Genomic DNA, 26,177 nt, shown 5'->3' with positions numbered 1-26,177 from the left:
CGCGAATACGGAGTGTCAGGCAATGAAAGGCTGATAGGTCAATCGCATTCGCGGGCAAGCGCGCTCCTACAGGGTTCTTCACCACCCAAGCATTCGCATCCAGCCCTCGGATCCCTATAAACCGGGCATATCACTAACGGTTATAAAAATATGGGATTCAGTTCTTTTACGGAATAAACCGGAGCCTTTATAACGGGTGCACTTGTCACGGCCCACCGATTCCGCTCGAAGGATTTCTCATGGATGTTTTCTGGTTTCTACCGACACACGGCGACGGCCATTACCTGGGCACGACCAAGGGCGCGCGCCCGGTCACGCTCAATTACCTGAAGCAGGTCGCCCAGGCCGCTGATGACCTGGGCTACCACGGCGTGCTGATTCCAACCGGCCGTTCCTGCGAAGACTCCTGGGTCATCGCTTCGGCCCTCGTGCCCCTGACCGAACGTCTGCGTTACCTGGTGGCGATTCGCCCGGGGATCATTTCTCCGACGGTTTCCGCGCGCATGGCTGCGACGCTGGATCGTTTGTCCGGTGGCCGCCTGCTGATCAACGTGGTGACCGGTGGCGATCCGGACGAGAACCGTGGCGATGGCAGCTTCCTCGATCACAGCGAGCGCTACGAAGTCACCGACGAGTTCCTGAAGATCTGGCGCCGTGTGTTGCAGGGCGAAGCCGTGGACTTCGAAGGCAAGCACCTGAGGGTACAGAACGCCAAAGCCCTGTACCCGCCGATCCAGAAGCCCTATCCGCCACTGTATTTTGGTGGGTCTTCCGAGGCGGCCCATGAACTGGCCGCCGAGCAGGTTGACGTCTACCTCACCTGGGGCGAGCCCCCTGCGGCAGTGGCCGAGAAGCTGGCGGACATCCGTGAGCGCGCCGCGCGCAACGGTCGCACGGTCAAGTTCGGCATCCGTCTGCACGTGATCGTCCGTGAAACCAGCGAAGAAGCCTGGAAAGCAGCCGACACTTTGATCGAGCACATCAGCGACGACACCATCGCCGCCGCACAGAAATCCTTTTCGCGTTTCGATTCCGAAGGTCAGCGCCGCATGGCCGCACTGCACGACGGCCGGCGGGACAACCTGGAGATCGCCCCCAACCTGTGGGCCGGCGTCGGCCTGGTGCGGGGCGGCGCGGGCACAGCGCTAGTCGGTAATCCCCAGGAAGTCGCCGAGCGAATCAAGGAGTACGCGGACCTGGGCATCGAAAGCTTCATCTTCTCCGGCTATCCGCATCTGGAAGAAGCCTACCGCTTCGCCGAACTGGTGTTCCCGCTGTTGCCCGAGCCGTATCGCAGCCTGGCAGGCCGCGGCATCACCAACCTCACCGGCCCGTTCGGCGAGATGATTGCCAACGACTTGCCGCCGCAGAAGTAAGTTTCACCGCACCCCCTTGTAGGAGTGACCGGGGTGGCGCTCCACCTTGCTCGCGATAGCAGATCCATCCGCCCCCCCTGCTTCAAGTGACCCATCGCGAGCAAGCTCACTCCTACACACCTGTTTGCCGCGCGACCGCCCAGCGCGTGGGAAGCGGTTGATTTGCCATCGCGACAATTGCCATCGCGACGAGGAGTCCTTCATGACCGCCAGCGTACCGTTCCAACCACAAGTGATCCCCATGCAGCTATTGACCCTTCCGCCATCGCCGGCCCTGGCCACTTCGATCCGCGCCACCGCGCAGGTGTTCGAGGACCCGAGGTCCCAGGCGCTGCTGGCCCACATCGAACAAGTCGCGCCCAGCGATGCCAGCGTGCTGATCATCGGCGAAACCGGCACCGGCAAAGAGCTGGTGGCGCGCCACATCCACAACCTGAGCAGCCGCCGTCACCAGCCGTTCGTGGCCGTCAACTGCGGTGCGTTTTCTGAATCGCTGGTGGAAGCCGAGCTGTTCGGCCAGGAAAAAGGCGCGTTCACCGGCGCCCTCACCGCCAAGGCCGGCTGGTTCGAAGAAGCCAACGGCGGCACGCTGTTTCTCGATGAAATCGGCGATCTGCCCCTGGCGATCCAGGTCAAGCTGCTGCGTGTCCTGCAGGAGCGCGAAGTGGTGCGGTTGGGCTCGCGCAAGAGTACGCCGATCAACGTGCGGGTGCTGGCCGCGACGAACGTGCAACTGGAACGCGCGATCAACGCCGGGCACTTTCGCGAAGACCTGTTCTATCGCCTGAACGTCGTCAATCTGGCGCTGAGCACCCTGCGCGAACGGCCGGGGGACATCATGCCGCTGAGCCGGCACTTCATCGAGGTCTACAGCCAGCGTCTGGGTTGCGGGCCGATCCAGATCAGCGCCGATGCCGAGCACAAGCTGCGCACCTACGGCTGGCCGGGGAACATTCGCGAGCTGGAAAACGTCATTCACCACACCCTGCTGATCTGCCGCAACGGCGTGATCCAGTCCAGCGATCTGCGCCTGTCCAACCTGCGCCTCGAGCGTCAGGAGGATTCAGCCCCCGCCGTGGATGACTCGACCGAAGCGCTGCTGTCCCGGGCGTTCCAGCGTCTGTTCGAGGAGCAGGCCGGCGCGCTGCACGAGAAGGTCGAAGACGCCTTGTTGCGCGCGGCCTATCGCTTTAGCCACTGCAACCAGGTGCACACCGCGCAGCTGCTGGGTTTGAGCCGCAACGTCGTGCGCGCGCGTCTGATCAAGATCGGCGAACTGGCCGTCAACAAGCGCCGCCCCGGTGAGCAGACCCAGGGTGAGCGGATGCTGCACTTGTCGGTGTGAACCTGCAGCGATGCAACCGGTGGGACTGCGCTCATCCCTGACGCGGTCCTACGACTTCCCCCGCCACTTCGTACGCGTTGAAGATCATCGACGTCGCCCGGTGTCGGCGAGTCAACTCCCAAAAATCCCCTTCGCCCTGCTCGGCGTTTTCGAACGCGCGCTCGCAGTCGGTCTTGGACAGCCATTGCACATGGCTCAGCACCCGTTGGCGGTCTTCGCTGACCTGCACACTGGCGCGGACAAAGCCTGGATAAGTGCAGGTAAATTGCTCGAAACGCTCGTGTAGCGCCTCGACCAGCCCGGCCTGATGCCGCGGGTCGACGGCGAACTCGACGAACTGACTGAACGGAAGATGAGCGGCTGCTGGTGTCATGAACGTTCTCCACGGATGACGGATGTTGCTGAACAGGATGCTGCGCCAACCGGCATGGCCCCATACGTTTCTTGCGCCGGTGCGCCACTTGCCAGGCCGAGCCGGGCAAGCGATGCTGCGCAGGATAAAACCTCCAGTTAACTGGAGGTCAAGCGCCAATCGGGATACAGGAATATTGCATGCTCACCCAGGACACCCCGCCCATCGCCCGCGAACTCACCGTCGGCCAGTTGTCCGCGCGCAGCGGCGTGGCCATCACCGCGCTGCGCTTTTACGAAGCCAAAGGCCTGATCAGCAGCCAGCGCAACGCTGGCAATCAGCGTCGCTACCCCCGGGACGTGCTGCGTCGGGTGGCGTTGATCAAAACCGCCCAACGGCTCGGCATTCCGCTGGCGACGATCCAGACCGCGTTGCAAACCCTGCCCCAGGACCGCCCGCCCAGCCTTGACGACTGGACCCGGCTGTCCGAGCGCTGGAAAACCGATCTGGATGAACGCATCAACCGCCTTACCGCCCTGCGCGACCAACTCAATGGCTGCATTGGTTGCGGCTGCCTGTCGATGGAGGCCTGCCCGCTGCGCAACTTCGGCGACAGCCTGAGCGAGCAAGGCGCCGGGCCGCGCCTGCTGGATCAGGATTGAAGGTTTTGCGGACTGACCAGGGTGCCGGCCAGGGTCTGGTCGGCCAGTGACAGATGCATCTGCTGCATCGCTTGATTGAGCTGGTTGGTGGCCTGAATCAGCGAGCTGGTCATGGCCATGATTTCCATCTGCAACTGGCGCATTTTGCCTTCCCGGGCACGGGGCGACAGCGACCGGTCGCTCATGAATGCCTGCATGTCCTGCATGCGTTTGGCGATGCGTTCCTGAATCGAGCGGGTCAGCTTGAGCTGCTCCTTGATCCGGTCAGGCAAGTGCGTCGCGTCGATGTCGGCGTTCTTGTCGCCCTTCTTCGCCGCTTTCTGCGCGTCCGGTGAAAGCAGCACTTCGATGCCCTGACGCACCTGATTGGCCGCACTGAGGCTCTGCTGCGGGTCGTCAGCGCCGAGGGAGTTTGACGCAGCAGCTGGCGGCAGGAGCAGCGCCGCTTCGGCGGGATTTCTGAAACTCAAGCTCAACATGAAAGACGGCCTCCATAGCCCTGCGCAATCGCTGACGTCCCTGTCGCCTCTCGATGAAAAGCGGGCGGTCGTACCGGGTCGATAACGGGCTTTCGGCTCGTTCGGAGGGTGCTTTAGGAGGGGCTGCAGAAACTGTGTCGTGGTCGACACAATTTCCTCTTCATTCAGCCTGGCACACTGCTCGACGCCGCCAGCCGTGCCGCCAGCGCCTTGGCCTGCAACGCCACGTCGGTGACGGCGGTACTTTCCCACCACAGCCCGCGCAAGGGCGGGCCCATGGCGAACAACCGCGACGAGTAGCGCCCTTCGGCATCCATCACTGCGCCGCCCGCGTCCGCGGCAATGCCCAGCGCGAGCGGCCCCGGGTGAATCAGGCCGCGGGCCAGCAGATTGCGCGGCAGGGCACGATCGACCCGGCGCCAGTCGTATTGAATGCCGGTCGAGTTGACCAGCGCTGCACCGGTCTCGTTGGTGGCCTCGTCCTGGCCGCGATAGCGAACGCTGATGGAGACCTGTCCACCTTGGGCACCCTCCACGCTGAGCAACGAAGCGGCGTGGACGTGCAGGCGCTCTTCGCCGATCAGCCGCTCCAGCAACTGCGCACTGGGCGGCGGCGAGCGGTGATGATGGCTTTCCCACCACGGCCGGACATGACGTACGAATTGGCGCCGCTGCAGGTCAGACGCCTGACTCCACAGCCGAGGAATATGCACGCGCACGGTGTCGAGCGGCGCCTGCCAGTCGATGCCCTGGGCCGCCGCCTGCGCGCACTGCTCGCGCAAGGCCCGGACCAGTTGCCGGGTGCTGCGTATGTTCGGGTCGGCGGCGAGGAAGTCCGGCCACGTCGGCGGCTGACGGCGCACGTGGGGCAGCAGACCGTGGCGGGAAAACACGTCGATGGGCCCACGGTGACCGGCTTGCTCCAGGGACACCACGGCGTCGACCATGGTCAGGCCAGAGCCAATGATCAATACACGGCCCTGGGGGTCAATCTGGCGCATGGCGTTGACATCCCACGGATCGACGGCGGCGGCGTTGAGGGCATTTGAATCGCGCTGAGGCGTGCGTGCGGCGGCGAACATGCCCGTTGCCAATACGCCAAAGCGGCCGGTCATATGTTCGCCGCTGGCGAGGGTCAGGCTCAGGCCGGCGGCGTCGGCCTGCAAGTCGGTCACTTCGCCGCGCACGTGCTCGACGCTGGAGCCATAGCGCTCGCCGACTACCCGGGCCTCGGCCAGACGCTGCTGGACATACAGACCGAAAATTCCCCGCGGCGGAAACAACTCGGCCACCGGCACGTGCTGCTGATCAGACTCCGGCCAACCGCCGGCGGCAATGTAATCGGTGAGCCAGCGGGTGAGGTCGTCGACGTCGTCGGGGTCGACGCTCATGCGCGCGGCGTTGCCGTTCAGCGTATGGCCCAGTTCGGTGGCGCTGTAGGCCTCGCCCCGGCCCAACTCGCTGCGTGACTCGACGATCAGGATCCGGCGCCGCCCCGGCAAGCGCAGCAACTGCACCGCCAGCATCGTGCCGCTGAGGCCACCGCCGACGATGAGGATGTCGGCGTCAGGTCCCTTGTGTTCAGCGCTCATTGCTTCTCCCTTTCTCTTCGCGCCGCGGGCGCACCCGCTGATTATGGACAGCGTGCCCTTGCTCGTCGATTGCACACACTATGAAAATGCGCCACGCCAGGAATTCGAATCCGAGCCGGCTTGCTGGCGAACCTATCAATCTTCGCGCAGCGCCTGACACACCTCATTCGCGGGCAAGCGCGCTCCTGCAATGATCGGCGTCTGGTGCGATGTTGCAGACGGGTGATGGGCGGATCAGCCCTTGCGCTTCATGTCCAGCCGCCGCAGGTGGCAGGTCACTTCTTCGCGATCGTGGTACAGCTGCTTGCAACCGATGGCGACCTTGACGCCCCGCGCCTTGAAGCCGTCTTCGATGCGCTCCAGCAGGCGTCGCACTTCGGCATAGCGCTGCTTCATCGGCAACTTGAGATTGACCACGGCCTCGCGGCATAGACCTTCGCCCAGCCAGGTTTCCAGCAGCGCGGCGTTGCGTGCGGGCTTTTCGACGATGTCGCAGACCATCCAGTCCACCGGCTGACGGGGCTTGAAAGTGAAGCCGTCCGCCATCAAGTGCTGCACCAGCCCGGTGTCCATCAGGCTTTCGGCCATTGGTCCGTTATCGATAGCGGTGACCAGCATGCCGCGCCGCACCAGCTGATAGGTCCAGCCACCGGGCGCCGCACCGAGGTCAACGCCAGTCATGTCGCCCGACAGGCGCTCGTCCCACTGATCCCGGGGGATGAAGTGGTGCCACGCCTCTTCGAGCTTGAGGGTGGAGCGGCTCGGCGCTTCCCGGGGAAATTTCAGGCGCGGAATGCCCATGGGCCACATCGCCGAGTTGTCTGCGTCGGCCAGACCGAGAAACACCTCGCGCCCGCTTTTAAAGGTCAGCAGCAAACGCGGCAGGCTCGGGTTGTCGACCAGTTTGCCGGCCTTCTCCAGGGCCTTGCGCAACGGCGCTTCGAACTTGCGGCAGAAGGTCGAAAGCTCCTTGCCGTCGTTGGTGTCGACCACTTCCAGCCACAGGCTGCCGCACGGCGCAAACCCGGCCATGTGCTCGAGGATCACGCTGATGCGATCGGTCTCGGGCAGCTGGACAAACACGCCACGGGCCCACTGCCGGGGGAAAATCAGCTCGCGGAACTTCAGGCTGTTCATCAGGCGCTCCGCACCATCGGCCTCGGTGCAGATGAATTCGGCGAAAGCGGCGTCAGTCTTGGCCTTGGCGTAGCCGGACACCTCAAGGCGGGCGGCGTGCTCGCTGAGTTCCGAGCAGACCTCGCTTTCGAAGCCGGGGCGGCAATGCATGAAAAGGGTGTTCACGGGACGGTCTCCTCGCGCGCCACGAATCGGGTCGCGGCACAAGCTGTACATGAGGATTAACCTCAATGACTCGAAAGCGGCGCATGATAGCCGAATCAGGAACCACTGGCTCAGCCGGTGGGTCCAGTACTACTCAATGAGCATTTAAAGGCGCCGACCAGGGCGCTGCAGCAAGACCCGTCTTACCGTCGATCGCCCGTTCGCGCGTGCTGCGCGGACCGTCAAGGAGTCAGTCATGCCCTCCCTCGATAGCCTGAAAAGCCTCAAAACACTCGAAGTCAGCAACAAGACCTACCACTATTTCAGCCTCCCGGATGCCGCGCGCACGCTGGGCAATCTCGACAAGCTGCCGATGTCACTCAAGGTGCTGCTGGAAAACCTGCTGCGCTGGGAAGACAACCACACGGTAACCGGCGACGACCTCAAGGCCCTCGCCGACTGGCTGACCGAGCGCAAATCCCGTCGGGAAATCCAGTACCGCCCCGCGCGCGTGCTGATGCAGGATTTCACCGGCGTGCCGGCGGTGGTTGACCTCGCCGCCATGCGCGCCGCCGTGGCCAAGGCCGGCGGCGATCCCCAGCGCATCAACCCGCTGTCGCCGGTGGATCTGGTCATCGATCACTCGGTCATGGTCGACCGCTTCGGCGACGACAAGGCCTTCGGCGAGAACGTCGACATCGAGATGCAGCGCAACGGCGAGCGTTACGCGTTCCTGCGCTGGGGCCAGAACGCGTTCGATAATTTCAGCGTGGTGCCGCCGGGCACCGGGATCTGCCATCAGGTCAACCTGGAATACCTCGGCCGCACCGTGTGGACCAAGGAAGAAGACGGCCGCACCTACGCCTTCCCGGACACGCTGGTCGGTACCGATTCCCACACCACCATGATCAACGGCCTCGGCGTACTCGGCTGGGGCGTCGGCGGCATCGAGGCGGAAGCGGCCATGCTCGGCCAACCGGTGTCGATGCTGATTCCGGAAGTCATCGGCTTCAAGCTCATCGGCAAACTGCGCGAAGGCATCACCGCCACGGACCTGGTGCTGACCGTGACGCAAATGCTGCGCAAGAAAGGCGTGGTCGGCAAGTTCGTCGAGTTCTATGGCGATGGCCTGGCTGACTTGCCGCTGGCGGACCGGGCCACCATTGCCAACATGGCCCCGGAATACGGTGCGACCTGCGGTTTCTTCCCGGTCGACGACGTCACGCTCGAATACCTGCGCCTGTCGGGGCGTCCGGACGAAGCGGTGAAATTGGTCGAGGCCTATTGCAAGGCCCAGGGCCTGTGGCGCCTGCCCGGTCAGGAACCGGCGTTCACCGATGCGCTGGAGCTGGACATGGGTTCTGTCGTGGCCAGTCTCGCGGGACCAAAACGTCCCCAGGACCGCGTCGCCCTCCCCGATGTCGCCCAGGCCTTCAGCGACTTCCTGGGCCTGGCGGTCAGCCCGAGCAAGCACGAAGAAGGCCGACTGGAAAGCGAAGGCGGCGGCGGTGTCGCAGTGGGCAACGCCGCACAGGTGGGCGAGGCTGAGTATGAATACAACGGCCAGACCTATCGCTTGAAAAACGGCGCGGTGGTCATCGCGGCCATCACCTCCTGCACCAACACGTCCAACCCCAGTGTGATGATGGCGGCCGGTCTGCTGGCGAAAAAGGCCGTGGAGAAAGGGCTGCAGCGCAAACCATGGGTGAAGAGTTCGCTCGCACCTGGCTCCAAGGTGGTGACCGATTACTACAACGCCGCTGGTCTCACGGAGTATCTGGATCAGTTGGGCTTCGACCTGGTGGGCTACGGCTGCACCACCTGCATCGGCAACTCCGGGCCGCTTCCTGACCCGATTGAAAAAGCCATTCAGCAATCGGACCTGACCGTCGCGTCGGTGCTGTCGGGCAACCGAAACTTTGAAGGACGGGTGCACCCGCTGGTGAAAACCAACTGGCTGGCCTCTCCGCCGCTGGTGGTCGCTTACGCATTGGCCGGCACCGTGCGCACCGACCTGAGCAGCGAACCCTTGGGCGAAGGCAGCGATGGCAAGCCGGTGTACCTTCGTGACATCTGGCCGAGCCAGCAGGAGATCGCCGACGCGGTCATGAACGTCAGCACCGGCATGTTCCACAAGGAATACGCTGAGGTCTTCGCCGGTGACGCGCAGTGGCAGGCCATTCAAGTGCCCGAGGCGGCGACCTACGTCTGGCAGCCGGACTCGACCTACATCCAGCACCCGCCGTTTTTCGAGAACGTCGCCGGTCCGCTTCCGGTTATCGCCGACGTGCAGCAGGCTCGCGTGCTGGCGGTGCTGGGCGACTCGGTGACCACCGACCACATCTCTCCCGCCGGCAACATCAAACTTGATAGCCCGGCCGGTCGCTACCTGCGCAGCAAGGGCGTGGAGTACAAGGACTTCAACTCCTACGGCTCGCGGCGTGGCAACCATGAAGTGATGATGCGCGGCACCTTCGCCAACATACGCATACGCAACGAAATGCTCGGCGGCGAAGAAGGCGGCTACACGCTGCACGTGCCCACCGACGAGAAGTTGCCGATCTATGACGCGGCGATGCGTTATCAGGAAGAAGGCACGCCGCTGGTGGTCATTGCCGGTCAGGAGTACGGCACGGGCTCCAGTCGAGACTGGGCGGCGAAGGGGACGAATCTGCTGGGCGTCAAAGCGGTCATCGCCGAGAGCTTCGAGCGCATCCACCGTTCCAACCTGGTCGGCATGGGCGTCCTGCCGCTGCAGTTCAGGGCGGGCGAAAGCCGTAAAACCCTGGGCCTGACCGGCAAGGAAGTGCTGAACATCACCGGGCTCACCGGTGCCACCCTGCAACCGGGCATGAGCCTGGCGGTGCAGATCATCCGTGAGGACGGCCAGCAGGAAAACATCGACGTGCTGTGTCGGATCGACACCCTGAATGAGGTGGAATACTTCAAGGCGGGCGGGATTCTGCACTACGTGTTGCGGCAGTTGATTGCTTCCTGAGCCTCATCCCGGCTGAAGCCGGTCTCGCTGTCAGTGGGACTGGCTTTAGCCGTGAAAGCGTCGTGGGGTACACCGCGAAATTGAGGGTGCTCAAACCGACCTCCTCCCGGCTAAAGCCGGTCCTACTGACGGTACGCGTTCATCCAGTGGGACTGGCTTTAGCCGGGAAGACGTCATATGCCACAACGCAACATGGATGGTGTTCACACTGGCCCCTTCCCGGCTGAAGCCGGTCCTACTGACGGTATGCGTTCATCCTGTAGGACTGGCTTTAGCCGGGAAAGCGTCAGGCGTCACACCGCGAAGTTGATGGTGTTTACACCGGCCCCTTCCCGGCTGAAGCCGGTCCTACTGACGGTACGCGTTCATCAAGTAGGACTGGCTTTAGCCGGGAAGACGTCATATGCCTCACCGCAACATTGATGGTGTTCACACCGTCCTCTTCCCGGCTGAAGCCGGTCCTACTGACGGTACGCGTTCATCCAGTGGGACTGGCTTTAGCCGGGAAGACGTCATCTGCCTCACCGCAACATTGATGGTGTTCACACTGGCCCCTTCCCGGCTGAAGCCGGTCCTACTGACGGTACGCGTTCATCAAGTAGGACTGGCTTCAGCCGGGAAGACGGCATCTGCCTCACCGCAAATCACCAGTGCCCAATCCAAATCCGTTGTCATCAGAAACGCCCTACACAACCTCCGCCCTTCATCAACAAAACAATCGGACCGACTCCCCCGTTGATCCGACATACACACGCGTTTAATCGACGTTAAAATTGCCAGCCTATTCCGACGCTCAAGGACGACTTCAATGTCGGTGCAACGCTGGACTGCCCTCTTTCTGCTCTCTCTCGGCTACTGCCTGGCGCTGATCTACGGCCAGCTCAGCGTGCCCGTGGTTGTCACGTTCGGACTGCTGATCATGGCCGCCATCTGTGTCAGCCATTTCCAGCACCGCGCCGTACGCCTCTTCGGCCACGCCCTGTTCATCGCCATCGCAGCGGGGCTGGCCAGTCACTGGTGGCCCGGTTTCCTCAGTGCCAGGGCAATCGCCGGCGTGCGCCTCAGCCCCGAGGCCGCGCCCTATTCGATGTACCTGAATCTCGACAAGCCCCTCATTGGCTACTGGATCGCCATCGCCTGCCCCTGGGTGTTTATTGCGTTGAGCCCACGACGCTGGCTGGGCGTCACCAGCATCGCCCTTCCCTTCACCGCCGTAGCGTGTTTATCAACGGCGCTGCTGCTGGGCCTTGTCGGCTGGTCGCCCAAGTGGCCCGAGCAGACAGGCATCTGGGCGCTGAACAACCTGCTGCTGGTCGCGCTGACCGAGGAACTGCTTTTTCGCGGTTACCTGCAAGGCAGCCTGAAAAGATGGCTGCAACACTTGCCCTGCCACGACGCTCTGGCCATCGGGACAGCCTCGCTGCTGTTCGGTCTTGCGCACATCGGCGCTGGCTGGGAGTGGGCGCTTCTGGCGGGCATCGCAGGTATGGGTTATGGCATTGCCTATCGACTGGGCGGCCTGCCCGCTGCCGTGCTCACCCACTTTGGCCTGAACCTGCTGCATTTCAGCCTGTTCACCTACCCAATGTTCGACCGGTAAAGACGTCGCGACACCCGTCTTATGACGCAGTTCACAAAAACTTAATATTTTTCGCTTCGGGCCGATAACCGTTCACAGCCTTCCTGGATCGAATAGCTCATGCGAAATAACCAGCCCATCACTCAACGCGAACGGACCTTCCCGGCGCAGCAACGGTTGATCTCTACCACCGATGCGCGCGGCGTCATCACCTATTGCAACGACGCCTTCATTGAAATCAGCGGTTTTTCCCAGGATGAACTGATCAAGTCGCCCCACAACACCGTGCGCCATCCGGACGTGCCGGCGGCAGTTTTCGAACATATGTGGGCAACGCTCAAGCAGGGCCTGCCGTGGATGGGGATCGTCAAAAACCGCTGCAAGAACGGCGACCACTACTGGGTCAACGCTTATGTCACGCCGGTCTTCGAGAACAAGCAGGTCGTGGGCTTCGAGTCCGTGCGCATCAAGCCGACCGCTGAACAGGTGCGTCGCGCCGAAGCACTCTACAAACGCCTGAACAGCGGCAAAAGTGCAGTGCCAAGTCGTGACAAGTGGCTGCCAATGTTGCAGGACTGGCTGCCGTTCATCCTGGTGAGCCAGGTGAGCTTTTTGATTGGCGTGTGGCTGAATTCCCATTGGGGCTTCCTGCTCGCCGCCGCGCTGTCCGTGCCGCTTGGCCTGCTGGGATTGAGCTGGCAACAGCGTGGCCTCAAGCGTCTGTTGCGCCTCGCCGAGCAAACCACCTCCGACCCGCTGATCGCGCAGATGTACACCGACAGCCGCGGCGCACAGGCTCGGCTTGAGATGTCGATCCTCAGTCAGGAAGCGCGTCTGAAGACCTGCCTCACCCGCCTGCAGGACACCGCCGAACACCTCAACGCCCAGGCGCGTCAGTCCGACACCCTGGCGCAGGCCAGCTCCACTGGCCTGGAACGTCAGCGCGTCGAAACCGAACAGGTCGCCACCGCTGTCAACCAGATGGCCGCGACCACCCAGGAAGTCGCCAATCACGTGCAGCGCACCGCTGACGCCACGCAGCAGGCCAACGAGCTGACCCGTCGCGGCCGCGAGATTGCCAGCGACACCCGCGAAGCCATCCAGCGCTTGTCCACGTCGGTGGGCGAAACCGGCCTGACCGTGACTCAACTGGCGAAGGACAGCGACGAAATCGGCGGCGTTGTCGATGTCATCAAAGGCATCGCCGACCAAACCAACCTGCTGGCTCTGAACGCCGCCATCGAAGCAGCCCGCGCGGGCGAGATGGGTCGTGGCTTTGCCGTCGTCGCTGATGAAGTCCGCCAACTGGCACAACGCACCACCGAGTCCACCGGCCAGATCCACGCCCTTATCGCCAAGCTGCAACAGACGGCCACCAACGCAGTGCAGACCATGAACACAGGTCGTCGCCAGGCCGAAGAAGGTGTCGAACAGGTCATGGAAGCCGACCGGGCGCTGGTAGGCATCAGCGACGCAGTGGCCAACATCACCGACATGACCACGCAGATCGCCGCCGCCACCGAAGAGCAAAGCTCGGTGGCAGAAGAGGTCAGCCGCAACATCAGCACCATCGCGCACCTGGCCGACCAGACCTCCGAAGAAGCACGCCGCTCGGCCACGCTCAGTGCAGAGCTGACCCACACAGCCAACACGCAATACTCGTTGGTGGAGCGCTTTAACCGCTGAGTGATGGATGGGTTGTTCGAAGGCCCCGGCAGATCGTCTGCCGGGGCCTTTTTGTTTGTATCGGGTTTAAGTAGGACATTTCTGAAAATCGTTGGAGCGTGTGGTTTTTGAGTTTGAAGCGGGGCTGGGGCATTGACAGGATTTGTCGAACTCTATTAGTTGATTATTGAAAGACGATAAATAGTTACCACCATGGGTGGGGTATTTGTTGGTCTGGACAATCAATTTAATGCGCACTCTCTCTGCGAATGAAAGCGTAGAGGTGTGTTCGATGGAGAAATTAATGAATAGTGAACGCCTCGCCTCCCCGTCCATTCCAGCAGCTGAGTCGGACGGCTTGTTGCTAACCAGCGAACTCGAGAATGGTTTGGTCGTCATCCTTGATGTGCCGGACTTCGTTAGAAGTGGTGACGCATATCAGCTGTTACTTAATAGCGAAGCAGTTGGCCCTACGCAAGCCTTTCCAATCCCAAATCCTGGAACTAGCGATAAGGTGACCGCTTACCTTCAACAAGATGAGTTCGTAAGTGATGGCATTTATGAAATCGCCTACCGCTACATCACCTACCCAGGGGGAAACATCGCTGAGTCGGGGCCTACACGGGTTCGAGTAGACCGAACAAAACCCGGCGCCACCCTCCTCGCTCCCCTCATCTTCCCCACCGCCACCTTCGGCGATCAACTCGTTGGCCTGCTCCCTGGCTACGCCGGCATGGAACCCGGCGATGTCATCCAGACATTACTCAACGGCGTCGAAGGCCCGTCCCATAAGGTCCAGACGGAAGAGCTCACCCTCCGGCCCGTTGAAATCGCTTTCAGCCGCGAACACTTGCAAGCCCATGCAGCGGAAAACATGTCCGTCGAGTATTTTGTCACCGACCGCGCGGGCAACGTGTCCATCACCAGCCTGCCAACCCTGGTTTCAGTAAAATTGTAACCAGCGTTCAGGCTATTCAACTGAATACCAAAAGTAACCACCTCCACGCTTATGCGTGGAGGTTTTGTCAATAAATTCGTCTCGAAAAAATATTTTAAATTATTTTTTGGCACATCGATTCCACAGAACCTACATCTCCGTAGGAAGTGTCTGATGGACTATCAAAATTTTATAGACTACGCGCGATACATAATTATTTAAATCGCTCAAAAACACCGTAAAAAGCGCGGGACCCACACATTAAAAATATATTCAACAGCAAATTTTTTTCGAAGAAGCCATGCAATCCCATGCACTTCGCTTGTTTGACAGTAATATTTTTCGAATCGATCATAGGCATGTGCAGCGCCGCCATCCTACAAGCAAGCGCACAACACCCGATCCTGTAATCCTCGCACTAGCGATCTGATCAAGGAGTTTCCAATGGAAGATGAAACGGATATCCAGCCGCCACCCCACTCACAACCGACCGAGTCAGATAACAATAACAAGACAGAAGTGCCAAACCCGAAGAACACCCGCAGGACCAAACGAAAATCACCCGGCAAGAGTTCAATTCCACTGTACGAAGATCTGCAGGCAGTGTCGCCCGTGGGCAAGAGTGCGGCTGAACAGGCGATGGTCTACGCCGGCCAGCTTCAGAACGCCCCGGGATTCCCTTGGCACCACGAGGTGAAGGACCCGGACCCGGCGCCTGTGTTCGAAGCCCCTTACATCACCGGTGCCGACCCCGAGGGGCCTACCGACGCCCAGCTGAACGTGGGCATCTACATCAATATCCCGCGCTCGCCGAAGTTGTGGTTCGGGGATCACCTGAAGCTGCGCTGGGGCCACAACACCTTCTACACCACCGTCGGCAAGGTAGAAGGCCGTAAAGGCCCTCGGCTGGTTCAATACCTTAATAATGAAACCCTGGCGGACTACGAAAGCGGATGCGTCGAGGTGCGCTACGAAGTGGTGCGGCGCGCCAGGCTCGTCGGCATTTCGGAAACGCTGACCGTCAACCTGCCCCGCCTGAGGAAGCGACGCGGCAAGGGCTCGACCACGGGTCGTCCCCCACGACGGCGCCGGATGCAGCCGAAACCGTAAGCCCACGTAAAAAGCCCCGACTGCATCGCTGCAGCCGGGGCCTTGGAACCGCCTTCAATCACCTGACGAGAATGTCAGAAAGCAAGGCGTAAACCCACGTTCGCACCCCAAGGCTGCTCAACATGCTCACCCTTCATGTAATCGAAATCAGCGTGTACCTGGAGTCGCTCGGACAGCGACACCGAAACACCTGCGCCCAATTCCGCACGGGAGCCGAACAGGTCGTTGTCAAAACGCTGACCGTTCACGCTGACGTCATTACTGCGGGAGAACTCATGGGCCAATGCCACCCGTGCGTACGGCTTAACCACGCCGCCGTCCTTCAGGGCGAAGCTGCGTCCCAGAGTACTGCCGACCTTGCCCAGCATCGACTGAGTCTGGTTGGTCCTGGCCTGCATGCCGTTGTCCAGCGTGTAGCTGCTGCCATCGATCCAGACGCTGGACACCTGCGCAAACGGCTCGACGAAATACTCATCGCCCAGCTTTATATGCTTGCCGACTTCCAGCGACCCGCCCAGTGCCTTGCTGCTGTAGTTTCCTTTGGCCTTGGTGCCATCGCTCATCGCTACCTTGGACTCGTTATGGAACTGGTTGAGTTTCACCACGCCGTCCAGGTAATAGCCACCCTCGGAAAGCCACGTGCCATACGCGCCGACGTAGTAGCTGTCCACCTGACCCGAAGTGCCTCGGCCGATATCCAGATCCGACTTGCTGTAACCGCCCATCAATCCGAGCAACAACTGACCGTTGCCCACCGGCACAGGCGCGTCCGCACCGAACGACAGACCCTGCTGCTTCTGGCTGTAATCAACGCCGGACTCCAGCGCCGCATTGAAACGACTGCCATACGTACGCATCCAGCCGCCGCCCTGCTCCTGGCCGCGCACTTCACCCATGCGACTGCGCAACGTCGTCAACTCGCTGTTCCACACCGTCGGTGCCGTGTTGAACAACGCCAGCGCACTTTTCGTGGAAGGACTGATCTCCTTGCCGGACCCGACGATAAACCAGTCAGTGCCCTGGCGTTCGAGCTCGTAGGAATACACCCCAAGATCCGCACGACCGCCCACCAGCCCGAACTCCGCGTCCCCGCCTTCGGTGTGAACCACCCGAAGCGGGTCGAACTCGGCGGGGACGGCTTCGGTGCCGGTGTTCTGGATACGCAGCCGATGCCTGCCCGAAGCCTCACCGTTCACACTGAGCAAATCGCCGGTGCCGTTGTCGAGGTTGATGCGCATGTCGAAACGACCCGAGCCGGACAGCGTGCCCAGCGAAAGCGAATGGAAGCCGTCTCCGGTGAAGCCAACGGTGCCGCCGTCCATCGCGAGCGAGTTAACGCTGTTATCCGCCGCAAGCTGCCAGCGCCCACTGGAGTCGATGGTCACGGAATTGCCGTTGACGATATTCCCGTTCAACTGCCCGTGATTGCGCAGCACCACGTTGAGAGTACTTGTGTCGTCGGCAACGAAATCGCCAGTGAGGGTGCTGTTGATTACTTTTACGTTCGCGGTGCTTTCTGACTGAACACTAATGAGTAATCCCGACTTTGACTCAAGGCTGGATCCATCGCGAAGTAAGATGTCCGCGATCGTCTGTTGAGCTCTGCTGCTAAGCCTATCAACCACTATCGCGGCCCCAGTACCAGCGCTTATTAATGAGTTAGCAATATCCAGGTGGTTTTCCTGCTTGGTTATGTAGGACGCTCCGTTGACTATATAGATGCCATTAACTTCGCCCCTGATGCTACTGTTGCCCGTAACATGGGCTGTACCGCCGCTAAGACGCATACCTCCCGCCTTAGAAGCCCCATCAGCAGCTATGCCCTGTACTAATGAATTGGCCAGCCAAAGCTCCCCAGTTGCTCCGACAGCCAGTCCGTAAACGCCCCCAGTGATGGAGCTATTAGTAACGTGAGCTTGAGAGCCTGTGATCAGATCGGTTTCAGTAAGCAAGAGTTGCAAGCCTAGCCCTTTGGCGTTTTCAACCGTTGCGCCTGCTAGCTTCAGACTTCCTGAACTTACCGCAATTCCATTCCTCACTAATCCAGCCTGAACATTGACTTCCGAATGACTCATAGCGATGGAATCAACAACTCCGCCTTCTAATACATTCAATACTCCACCATTCGTCACTAAATAACTCTGAGAGGGGACGGAAGCATCAACATTAACAACAGTCTCGTCGACTGGCACAAACGACTCGTCAGATTTCTTCGGCTTGGCCAGGTCATAGCTATCGATAACCGCGTAGTTGGTCAACTCAACCGTCGTGGGTACAGAGCTCGCCTGTTGGGCCCAAAGCGTTGGCGAAATCATACCCATCGCCAATGCTAAAACTTTTGGTTTCGCTCCTAATAGCAATACTTCCGTGAGTGACGCCACATCGCCTCCGATATTCTGTGAATGGAAAGCCATGAGTATGGGCTCGCAATCGACAACTAGTAAAAGTGGCCAAAAAATATCGAGTAGGAAATGTCCGAAAGATATGACGTCCGCAGCCTACATCTCCAGGCCTGAAACGCCAGCAAAATCTAAGCATCGCGACCTAAACATGCATGACCTTATTAGGACATGCGCATATTCATCCTACACAGGCCTGACGTTCCTACAAATACTAGCTTTTCGCTTCGTTGACAGGCCGCAAAAAACACTATTATTTAAATCAGGAATTGGCACTCCACCACTTCATAAAGATACTGTCGGACTCACTCAAGTCCGAACAAAAATAAGCGAACTAAAGGAACCGAACATGCGTAACATTAAAACTGCACCAACCATTATCCGTACTCGGAGCAATCGAGAGCCACTGCCATTGAAAGCACCCGACGTCGCGGTAGCTTTTCATGACGCAGACAATCTCGGGTTGATTCCCGTGGCGAACCTGAACACCCCTGTAATTGTCGACCTTGAGGTATGGGAGGCCGCCGAACCCGGATATACCTACCAACTAACATGGAACGGAACTCCGTCTGGACCGGAAAAGGTCATTCAGGTAAATGAGAAGCCGGGAGATCCTCTAACCCTGGAAATACCAATCGACTTCCTCGAAGAAGGCGTCCATCGACTAACGTACCGGACTTATAGTCCTGAAGCCGACTCAGAAAATTTCTCCGCAGAGTTTCCGGTGGTCATCGACCGCACGGCTCCTGGCATGCCTCAACTCGCCGCTATCCAGTTCCCTGTGGAAGTTCAGAACGGCCTAACGGCTGTTGAGTTGGCGCAGCTGGGTAATAAGCTCGAGGTACAGGTTGCTGGATACACTGGCATGGCGAAGCATGACGTCATCCACACTTACTGGGGTGAGGTCGCTGGTCCGATAGCTGTCGTAGACCAAAACGACATGGGCCTTAACAAAGTGGTGTTCGACTTCGAGCGGGACTTTCTTGAGTCGATTACATCCGGAGGCCACGATGTAATCTATCGGGTCGTAGACAGGGCGGGCAACATTTCTGAGGAGTCGCTCGCGGTTAACGTGGTGCTGTTGCTTGAGGATATCCCGGAGAACTATCCGGCCCCTCTCCTCGACCCAATGATCGGATCCTTGATCGACTACATGGAAGCCAAACCCGGAATACAAGTGGACATTCCACATTACCCGGGAGCGGCAGCGTTCGATCAAATTACACTGCACTGGGGTGAGGACTATCCGATGCTCCCGGTCCAAATACCCCCGGGCAATGAAAACGAAGATATCCTGCTTTCCCTTAAGGTCCCCTACGAAACCCTAGCGGTGGCGCCGATCGGTACTGTTTCGATCACCTATACTGTAACTCGACAGAACCAGCTAAATGGTACGTCCCTGCCAACTGTGGTAGACGTCTACCTGACCCTGCCAGTGCCTGAACCTTCACAAGCACCCATTGTTCAGGGCACCAGCCTGGCAAGCCCAAATAAGGATGATAACTTTATTGATGAAGAAGATTACGAATATAACAGCAGGGCAATCATCAGCTGGAGCGAATCATTCAAAGTGAACGATGACATTCATCTTTTCTGGGGGGATCAGCAGCGGCTACAATGGTATCAGATTAAAGAAGAAGATCTTATTGCCGCATCGGAACTCGTCATTCCGGTCGCCAACTCGATTATGAAAGCTCAAGGCACCGGGGCTGAGATCCCGGTCCGTTATGCGGTAGCTCGGCAGGGCAACCCTAACTTAACTTTATCCCCAATTCAGCAGGTTACCGTCCGTTCAAAAGAAAATCTCCCAGGTGGTCCGGAAGGAATCGAAGGCCCGACATTTAAGTTAAATCCGGCAGGCTTTATATCCCAAAGCGTGGCGCCTGACGGCACTGATGGGTACGTAGTGCCTTACGCCAATATCACCGAAAATCAGAAACTATTTTTTACTTTCAAGGGTTTTGATAGAGAAAACAATCCAATCGATTCTGCGACCTACACTGCGAGCCGCGAGCTTGATGATCAAGATATTTTGAATGGATACAGCTTTCGAGTGCCATACAATATTTTGAGAACCATTTGTCGCGGATTCTGTGAAGCCTATATCAGGGTTGATCCAGCCCCTGGCAGCAACCAAAGTTCGGTAACTTCAAAAATCACTCGCGTGCCTGTTGAGATGCGCGAGTCGAGCGAAGCAATCTGCTCTATTAACTAAAAAACTTAGCGGGCAGGACTGATTTAACCGGGCCTGTCCGCCTATCCTCAAGAGGGAATACCAATGACATCACAGCAGTTTACCCGTGCAAGCGCCCCAATTCCGCTAGCACTACCAACTATCCCAGCAGCACTCGCGGAAGGATTAATCCCTAACGATGCGTTGGCAATGCCAATTACTGTTAACTTTCCGGTTTGGCAGGCAGCTGAGCCCCAATACACGTATCAGCTGGTATTTGATGGGGAGCGCGTCTTGCCGGAAAAGGAAATCCTACCAACGGATAAGCCCGGTGATTTGCTGACAGTCCAAATCCCTGCTTCGCTGCTCTCAGAGGGCACTCATGCCGTCTCTTATCGTGTCTACAGCCCGTTCAGCGACTCTGAAGTTTTCTCCGGCACAACACAAATCCAGATCGACCGAACCGCCCCGGGCGCTCCACAACTCGCCCCCATCATTTTTCCCGAAGTCATTCAGAACGGCCTCACCTCCTCCGAGCTCGAAGGCCTCAACAATATCCTTCCCGGCAAGATCGCGGGCTATAGCGGCATGGCCGCTGGCGACGAAATCCGAACCTACTGGGGCCCGATCGAAGGTCCGATGACAATCGTCGATGCCAACGACATGGGCCTGAACCGGGTAATGGTCGACTTCACCCGTACCTTCATGGAGCAGGCCGACGGCCTGAACGCCTCAGTCACCTATACCGTCACCGACCGTGCGGGCAATGTGTCGATGGTCTCCGATCCGGTGATGATCCAGCTGCAACTGGCAACGCTCCAGCCACTGCCGGTACCGGTGATCCGCGAAGCCAAGGGTCAGACCCTCGACCCGGCCGATGCGGTGAATGGTGCCACGCTGGTGATCGACACCACGGCTGATCTGCGCGAGGGCGAAAAGGTCATTGCTCAGTGGACCGGGCCGAAGGGCAGCGATCGCCAGGAGAAGATCGTGTCTGCCGCCGAAGCGGGTCAGGCGCTGACTCTCGTATTCGTCAGTAGCGTGGTTGCGGTCAACGACGGACAAAACGTGGAGGTCGCCTACACCGTTACGCGCGGCAGCGGCATCGTGCAGGAATCGGCGAGGCTGCAGCTGAAAATCATGAGCGCCGCGCTTGAGCTGCCTGCTGCCACCGTGGACACGGTGGGACCTGACGGTGTTCTGCGGCCTTCGCTGATTACCGGTTGGGACGCAGTCGTACGGGTCAGTTATCGAGCGATGGACCCACGGGACGTGGTGCGGGTGCGCTGGGTCGGAGCGCGTACGTTCGAAACCGGCATGATGAATGTCGGCGGCTTGACCGAACTGGTCTTCGGCGTGCCGAAAATGTTGATCGAGATGAGTCTCGGCGGCACGGCGACACTGACCTATATCGTGTCGCGCAACGGCGTTGACAGGGAGTCCGAGCCCCTACAGCTTTTTGTGCGGGAAGGCATGATGTTCGATACGTCTGCGGTAACCCTGGCAGGCAAGATTTATCTGCTGCCGACCCATCCCGACTTGCTGCCGGCATTCCCGAGCGGTACCACGGTTCATCGCGTCGCCAGCGGTGGTCGTCCTCCTTATAGCTATTCGACCAGCGATGCGAAGGTCGCCAAAGTCGATGCATCCGGTCTGACATCGGTGCGCGGCAATGGCATGGCAACCATCACCGTGACCGATGCGGCCGGTGAAGCGTTGAGCTACGAGGTGACCGTCACCGGCGTCATCGAATGCCACGGCGTGGGCTCCGGCAATTACACCCAGATGTCCAACGCGGCGAGCCGCATCGGCGGGCGTATCCCGAGCATCCACGAGTTGATCGAGATCCATAACGCCTACGGCAATCGCTGGCCGATGGGCAATGCCAACTACTGGGCCTCCACCGTCGCCAAGAACGTGTTCGGGGCGAAGTGGTACTACGTGAAGAACCTCAACACCGGCAAGGACTACAAGCTGCTCCACATCAATTCCAGCCTGGGCGTCGCGATTCGTTGATCCGCCACGCTCGTTAGCGATGCAAGCCTCTTACGTGTAAGCAGCACCCCCTTTCAAAGACGTCGTCTCCACCAGACGGCGTCTTATATAGGTGCAGAGCGCCCACACCGCCCGGAAAACCGATTCAGGGAACCTCAGAACAATGCCCGCACAACCTCCGCTCCAACGCCCACAAGCGCCGGCGGCCCTTGGCACGTTCAGCGCCAACGTCAACGGCCACCCGTTCATCACCCACAGCCTGAGCGCCATGGCGTGCCTGCGCCCGGGCCGGTCGGATCCGCTCACGTGCCGGATCTGGAAGATCCTCGCCACCGGCACGGTTCGCCGGCACCGCACCATGATCGGCCTGTTCATCGACGAAACCGTGCCACCTGGCAGCTACAACCTGTTGCGCAACGACCGGATCACCGTCATCTATCACCTCACGCCAACGCGGATGGCAAAGATTTATCACTCCCGCGATTTGCAGCAAGGCAACCTGACGCTGCTGGGCTGCGATGCAGCCGCCGGAGCGCTGCACGGCAACTTCGAGTTTGCGGTCCCGACCAAGGACTTCCACGTGACCGACGGCCTGTTCGACCTGGTCTGTGACCTGAACGCCGAGGAACATCCGGCTATCCGATCAGCCGACGCGCCATAAGCCCGGCGATTTCCTGCATGCACGACTCGACACTGAGGCCCGACGATTTCAACGGTTTCAGGTCGTGGTTGGCCGTCGGCACCCAATGCACATCAATGGCCTTCGACAGCTCGTACCCTTCAACCGCCTGCCGATTGCCCAGCGCATCCCGCTCGCCCTGAACGATCAGCGTCGGCGTCCGCAGTTCTGCCAAGTGAGCGACCCGCGGCTTTTCGGGTTTCCCCGCCGCATAGAACGGATAGCCCAGACAGAACAACTCATCGACTTTGACTTCGTCAGCGATGACGCTGGCCATGCGTCCGCCCATGGATTTGCCACCGATCGCCACTCGCCCGCTCACACCGGCACGCACTGCGGCGTACACCTCATGCCAGCACTCCAGCAACGTTGGCTGGGGATTGGGAGGTCGTCTGCGCCCGTCGATTCGGCGCTGGGCCATGTAAGGGAATTCAAAACGCAGCACGCCAATACCCAAGGCCGCCAGACGCGCGGCGATGTCGTTCATGAAGTCGCTGTCCATCGGGGCGCCCGCGCCGTGGGCGAGAATCAGTGTCGATGGCGCTTCCGCCGCCGGGCCGGTGGGTGCATTCCAGATCCAGCCATGTTCTTGCGCCAGCCGGGCGCAGTGATCGGCCGTTCGCTTCGCCGCGTGTTGTTTGCTCATGCAGGTCTCTTTTACCAAAACATCGACTACCCGCCGACTAAGGCGGGCACCACGGCCAGCATTATGCAGCAACATCGAGACCCATGACCCTGCCTGCCGATTGCCCGGTCCCGACAGCAAGGGTTCAGCTCCCAAGCGTTAGTCTGGCGCGGCACTTCGGCAACGAGCACCGAATCCTGAGCGCCCCAACCTGCACACAACCGGGCGGTTTCATCGACGGAATATGCTTTTTGTCCGCTCCGGCCGATCACCCGTGACGATCGCCGGCCTTTCTGCCAGCTCGGGCCGAATATTTTTGGGCAGCGAAAAGTGCCAATGTCAGCGGCTTTTTGTATACAACTTAGTTGTAGAAACGCTCTCTCGATGCGCAGGAACAGCAGGCAGAGAACCGTTTCAGCTGTCTCCGGAAATGGTTGATCGCCGCGTCCTGCCAGGGACGCGGCATCTTCACACCCAGCGCGGCCAAGTGTCGCAGGCGCTGCGCCAAAGCCTTCCCTCCGCGATCATTCGCGTCTAAGCTGTGTCCGCACAGTGGACCGGCGACAGCTGACCACAGGCCCAGCAACAAGATTGTGCCCGGCAACGCAACCCTCTTGCAGACAAGCAGCCCCAGCGCTGTTTTCACCCGCAGGGTTGTATCCAATCCCTCCCACTCACGCGCGCGATCCTGCTCGACCTGTCTTCCTTTCCCCCGGCCACTCAGCCAGAAACCTCCCACGCTTCGGCGACCGGGCGTCTGCGTGCACCGCATCTATCGTCCACGTCGATCCCACGCCACGCCACTGCGTGACGGGTGACGCGCGATCGAAGGTGCGGCTGTGACCACACTGATAAATACACACCGTGGAACCTGACATGAGCACTGCACCCAGCCCGACTGCTTATAACTACAAGGTCGTCCGCCAGTTCGCCATCATGACGGTGGTCTGGGGCATCATCGGCATGGGCCTGGGCGTCTTCATCGCCTGCCAGCTCGTGTGGCCTGACCTGAATTTCGGTTTGCCGTGGACGACATTCGGTCGCCTGCGCCCCCTGCACACCAATCTGGTGATTTTCGCGTTCGGCGGCTGTGCGCTGTTCGGCACCTCCTATTACGTCGTCCAGCGGACCTGTCAGACGCGGCTGATTTCCGACGGCCTGGCGGCCTTTCATTTTTGGGGCTGGCAGGCGGTGATCATCGGCGCCATCGTCAGCCTGCCGATGGGCTACACCACCACCAAGGAATATGCCGAGCTCGAATGGCCGATCGCGATCCTGCTGACGATTGTCTGGATCGCCTACGGCGCGGTGTTCTTCGGCACCATCGTCAAACGCAAGACCAGACACATTTACGTCGCCAACTGGTTCTACGGTGCATTCATCGTGGTGACGGCGATGCTGCACATCGTCAATCACATCTCGCTGCCGGTGAGCCTGTTCAAGTCGTACTCGGCGTATGCCGGCGCCACGGACGCGATGATCCAGTGGTGGTACGGACACAACGCTGTGGGCTTTTTCCTGACCACCGGCTTTCTCGGGATGATGTATTACTTCGTGCCGAAACAGGCCGAACGCCCGATCTATTCCTATCGTCTGTCCATCGTGCATTTCTGGGCGCTCATCACCCTGTACATCTGGGCCGGCCCGCACCATTTGCACTACACCGCCCTGCCCGACTGGGCGCAATCACTGGGAATGGTGATGTCAATCATCCTGCTGGTGCCGAGCTGGGGCGGCATGATCAACGGCATGATGACCCTCTCGGGGGCGTGGCATAAGTTGCGCACCGACCCGATTCTGCGCTTCCTCGTGCTGTCGCTGGCGTTCTACGGAATGTCGACGTTCGAGGGGCCGATGATGGCGATCAAGACCGTCAATGCGCTTTCTCACTACACCGACTGGACCATCGGCCACGTTCACTCCGGCGCGCTGGGATGGGTGGCGATGATTACCATCGGCGCCGTCTACCACATGATCCCGAAACTCTACGGCCGCCGGCAGATGCACAGCGTCGCGCTGATCAACACGCACTTCTGGCTCGCCACAGTTGGCACCGTCCTCTACATCGCCGCGATGTGGGTCAACGGCATTACCCAAGGGCTGATGTGGCGGGCGATCAACGACGACGGCACCCTCACCTACTCGTTTGTCGAGGCCGTGCAGGCCAGCCATCCGGGGTACATCGTCCGCGCGTTGGGCGGCGCGATTTTCGCCAGCGGCATGCTGTTCATGGCCTACAACGTGTTCCGCACCATTCGCGCAGCGAACACGGACGAAGCCGAAGCCGCTGCGCAGATTGCTGTCGTGGGGGCGCACTGATGATCAAGCACGAAGCACTGGAAAAGAACATCGGCCTGCTGTCGATCTTCATGGTCATTGCCGTTGCGATCGGCGGGCTGACCCAGATCGTTCCGCTGTTTTTTCAGGACGTCACCACCCAGCCCGTCGAAGGCATGAAGCCGCGCCCGGCGCTGGGGCTCGAAGGCCGCGACGTCTATATCGCCAATGGCTGCGTGGGTTGCCATTCGCAGATGATCCGCCCGTTTCGCGCCGAGACCGAACGCTACGGGCATTACTCGGTGGCCGGGGAAAGTGTCTGGGATCACCCGTTTCTGTGGGGGTCCAAACGCACCGGGCCGGACCTGGCCCGGGTCGGCGGTCGCTACCCGGATGACTGGCACCGCGCCCATTTAAACAACCCGCGCGACCTGGTGCCGGAGTCGATCATGCCGGCCTACCCCTTCCTCGCGGACACCAAAATCGACGGCCAACTGACCGGCAAGAAGATGGAAGTACTGCGCAGCCTTGGCGTGCCATACACCGATGCCGACATCGCAGGTGCAGCCGAGGCAGTGAAGGGCAAGACCGAAATGGATGCGCTGGTGGCCTACCTTCAGGGCCTGGGCACCCTCATCAAGAGCAAGCGGTGA

19 protein-coding genes are annotated in these 26,177 nt (G+C 60.1%); 13 read left to right on the top strand and 6 right to left on the bottom strand.

Translation table 11 applies throughout. The features are described 5' to 3' along the window. The first annotated feature begins 239 nt into the window (after positions 1-239). A complete protein-coding gene (ssuD, locus tag ACYAR8_RS12020) occupies positions 240-1,376 on the top strand; it encodes an FMNH2-dependent alkanesulfonate monooxygenase (protein ID WP_074889157.1) in 1,137 nt (378 codons plus the stop codon). 241 nt (positions 1,377-1,617) lie between these two features. Next, positions 1,618-2,721, top strand: a complete 1,104-nt coding sequence (locus ACYAR8_RS12015) for a sigma-54 interaction domain-containing protein (RefSeq protein WP_074889375.1) — start codon at positions 1,618-1,620, stop codon at positions 2,719-2,721. Positions 2,722-2,752: 31 nt separating this feature from the next. Here ACYAR8_RS12015 and ACYAR8_RS12010 read toward each other — a convergent pair whose 3' ends face one another. Continuing rightward, positions 2,753-3,094: an antibiotic biosynthesis monooxygenase gene (locus tag ACYAR8_RS12010; protein WP_074889160.1), complete on the bottom strand. Its 342-nt coding sequence runs from the start codon at positions 3,092-3,094 to the stop codon at positions 2,753-2,755. Between the two features lie 179 nt (positions 3,095-3,273). Between ACYAR8_RS12010 and soxR the strand changes: the two genes are divergently transcribed. Beyond that, positions 3,274-3,735, top strand: coding sequence for a redox-sensitive transcriptional activator SoxR (gene soxR, locus ACYAR8_RS12005; RefSeq protein ID WP_463580000.1), 462 nt, complete (start codon positions 3,274-3,276; stop codon positions 3,733-3,735). Here the strand turns inward: soxR and ACYAR8_RS12000 are convergent. The 3 genes from ACYAR8_RS12000 to rlmM all read right to left on the bottom strand — a co-directional run bounded on the left by ACYAR8_RS12000 (position 3,726) and on the right by rlmM (position 7,108). Then, positions 3,726-4,214 (bottom strand): hypothetical protein, encoded by a 489-nt coding sequence (locus ACYAR8_RS12000; protein WP_463579999.1) that lies wholly within the window; start codon positions 4,212-4,214, stop codon positions 3,726-3,728. The genes soxR and ACYAR8_RS12000 overlap by 10 nt on opposite strands. Before the next feature lie 164 nt (positions 4,215-4,378). Then, the gene (locus tag ACYAR8_RS11995; protein WP_463579998.1) at positions 4,379-5,806 is read right to left on the bottom strand and encodes an FAD/NAD(P)-binding protein; all 1,428 of its coding nucleotides are present in this window, start codon (positions 5,804-5,806) and stop codon (positions 4,379-4,381) included. A 234-nt stretch (positions 5,807-6,040) separates the two neighbouring features. After that, entirely contained in the window at positions 6,041-7,108 is a 1,068-nt protein-coding gene (gene rlmM, locus ACYAR8_RS11990; RefSeq protein ID WP_074889171.1) for a 23S rRNA (cytidine(2498)-2'-O)-methyltransferase RlmM, read from the bottom strand. Positions 7,109-7,343: 235 nt separating this feature from the next. Between rlmM and acnA the strand changes: the two genes are divergently transcribed. The 5 genes from acnA to ACYAR8_RS11965 all read left to right on the top strand — a co-directional run bounded on the left by acnA (position 7,344) and on the right by ACYAR8_RS11965 (position 15,376). Further along, positions 7,344-10,085, top strand: coding sequence for an aconitate hydratase AcnA (gene acnA, locus ACYAR8_RS11985; protein ID WP_463579997.1), 2,742 nt, complete (start codon positions 7,344-7,346; stop codon positions 10,083-10,085). 808 nt (positions 10,086-10,893) lie between these two features. After that, the gene (locus tag ACYAR8_RS11980; protein WP_463579996.1) at positions 10,894-11,685 is read left to right on the top strand and encodes a lysostaphin resistance A-like protein; all 792 of its coding nucleotides are present in this window, start codon (positions 10,894-10,896) and stop codon (positions 11,683-11,685) included. Between the two features lie 99 nt (positions 11,686-11,784). Further along, a complete protein-coding gene (locus ACYAR8_RS11975) occupies positions 11,785-13,350 on the top strand; it encodes a methyl-accepting chemotaxis protein (RefSeq protein WP_463579995.1) in 1,566 nt (521 codons plus the stop codon). 283 nt (positions 13,351-13,633) lie between these two features. Further along, a complete protein-coding gene (locus tag ACYAR8_RS11970; RefSeq protein WP_463579994.1) occupies positions 13,634-14,287 on the top strand; it encodes a hypothetical protein in 654 nt (217 codons plus the stop codon). A 423-nt stretch (positions 14,288-14,710) separates the two neighbouring features. After that, complete coding sequence (locus ACYAR8_RS11965; protein ID WP_463579993.1) at positions 14,711-15,376, top strand: hypothetical protein; 666 nt, start codon at positions 14,711-14,713, stop codon at positions 15,374-15,376. Between the two features lie 74 nt (positions 15,377-15,450). Here the strand turns inward: ACYAR8_RS11965 and ACYAR8_RS11960 are convergent, their stop codons facing one another. Continuing rightward, positions 15,451-16,815, bottom strand: coding sequence for an autotransporter outer membrane beta-barrel domain-containing protein (locus ACYAR8_RS11960; RefSeq protein ID WP_463579992.1), 1,365 nt, complete (start codon positions 16,813-16,815; stop codon positions 15,451-15,453). A 1,309-nt stretch (positions 16,816-18,124) separates the two neighbouring features. On the opposite strand from ACYAR8_RS11960, the gene ACYAR8_RS11955 reads away from it, so the two are divergent. The 3 genes from ACYAR8_RS11955 to ACYAR8_RS11945 all read left to right on the top strand — a co-directional run bounded on the left by ACYAR8_RS11955 (position 18,125) and on the right by ACYAR8_RS11945 (position 22,604). Further along, on the top strand, positions 18,125-19,990 hold the full coding sequence (locus ACYAR8_RS11955) for a hypothetical protein (protein ID WP_463579991.1): 1,866 nt from the start codon (positions 18,125-18,127) through the stop codon (positions 19,988-19,990). Positions 19,991-20,284: 294 nt separating this feature from the next. After that, positions 20,285-21,964, top strand: coding sequence for a hypothetical protein (locus ACYAR8_RS11950; protein ID WP_463579990.1), 1,680 nt, complete (start codon positions 20,285-20,287; stop codon positions 21,962-21,964). 142 nt (positions 21,965-22,106) lie between these two features. Then, positions 22,107-22,604 (top strand): hypothetical protein, encoded by a 498-nt coding sequence (locus ACYAR8_RS11945; RefSeq protein WP_463579989.1) that lies wholly within the window; start codon positions 22,107-22,109, stop codon positions 22,602-22,604. Here ACYAR8_RS11945 and ACYAR8_RS11940 read toward each other — a convergent pair. Next, positions 22,579-23,268 (bottom strand): alpha/beta family hydrolase, encoded by a 690-nt coding sequence (locus tag ACYAR8_RS11940; protein ID WP_463579988.1) that lies wholly within the window; start codon positions 23,266-23,268, stop codon positions 22,579-22,581. The genes ACYAR8_RS11945 and ACYAR8_RS11940 overlap by 26 nt on opposite strands. 855 nt (positions 23,269-24,123) lie before the next feature. On the opposite strand from ACYAR8_RS11940, the gene ccoN reads away from it, so the two are divergent. Then, entirely contained in the window at positions 24,124-25,566 is a 1,443-nt protein-coding gene (ccoN, locus tag ACYAR8_RS11935; RefSeq protein ID WP_463579987.1) for a cytochrome-c oxidase, cbb3-type subunit I, read from the top strand. Continuing rightward, the gene (ccoO, locus tag ACYAR8_RS11930; RefSeq protein ID WP_463579986.1) at positions 25,566-26,177 is read left to right on the top strand and encodes a cytochrome-c oxidase, cbb3-type subunit II; all 612 of its coding nucleotides are present in this window, start codon (positions 25,566-25,568) and stop codon (positions 26,175-26,177) included. Before ccoN ends, ccoO begins: the two co-directional genes overlap by 1 nt.

It is taken from the genome of Pseudomonas sp. HP_01 (assembly GCF_055284355.1).
This window is presented reverse-complemented; position numbering and strand designations above follow the sequence as displayed.

Coding starts and splice junctions, on each gene's coding strand:
- ssuD (WP_074889157.1), top strand. CDS start 240: ATGGATGTTTTCTGGTTTCTACCGACACACGGCGACGGCCATTACCTG.
- ACYAR8_RS12015 (WP_074889375.1), top strand. CDS start 1,618: ATGCAGCTATTGACCCTTCCGCCATCGCCGGCCCTGGCCACTTCGATC.
- ACYAR8_RS12010 (WP_074889160.1), bottom strand. CDS start 3,094: ATGACACCAGCAGCCGCTCATCTTCCGTTCAGTCAGTTCGTCGAGTTC.
- soxR (WP_463580000.1), top strand. CDS start 3,274: ATGCTCACCCAGGACACCCCGCCCATCGCCCGCGAACTCACCGTCGGC.
- ACYAR8_RS12000 (WP_463579999.1), bottom strand. CDS start 4,214: ATGTTGAGCTTGAGTTTCAGAAATCCCGCCGAAGCGGCGCTGCTCCTG.
- ACYAR8_RS11995 (WP_463579998.1), bottom strand. CDS start 5,806: ATGAGCGCTGAACACAAGGGACCTGACGCCGACATCCTCATCGTCGGC.
- acnA (WP_463579997.1), top strand. CDS start 7,344: ATGCCCTCCCTCGATAGCCTGAAAAGCCTCAAAACACTCGAAGTCAGC.
- ACYAR8_RS11980 (WP_463579996.1), top strand. CDS start 10,894: ATGTCGGTGCAACGCTGGACTGCCCTCTTTCTGCTCTCTCTCGGCTAC.
- ACYAR8_RS11975 (WP_463579995.1), top strand. CDS start 11,785: ATGCGAAATAACCAGCCCATCACTCAACGCGAACGGACCTTCCCGGCG.
- ACYAR8_RS11970 (WP_463579994.1), top strand. CDS start 13,634: ATGAATAGTGAACGCCTCGCCTCCCCGTCCATTCCAGCAGCTGAGTCG.
- ACYAR8_RS11965 (WP_463579993.1), top strand. CDS start 14,711: ATGGAAGATGAAACGGATATCCAGCCGCCACCCCACTCACAACCGACC.
- ACYAR8_RS11955 (WP_463579991.1), top strand. CDS start 18,125: ATGCGTAACATTAAAACTGCACCAACCATTATCCGTACTCGGAGCAAT.
- ACYAR8_RS11945 (WP_463579989.1), top strand. CDS start 22,107: ATGCCCGCACAACCTCCGCTCCAACGCCCACAAGCGCCGGCGGCCCTT.
- ACYAR8_RS11940 (WP_463579988.1), bottom strand. CDS start 23,268: ATGAGCAAACAACACGCGGCGAAGCGAACGGCCGATCACTGCGCCCGG.
- ccoN (WP_463579987.1), top strand. CDS start 24,124: ATGAGCACTGCACCCAGCCCGACTGCTTATAACTACAAGGTCGTCCGC.
- ccoO (WP_463579986.1), top strand. CDS start 25,566: ATGATCAAGCACGAAGCACTGGAAAAGAACATCGGCCTGCTGTCGATC.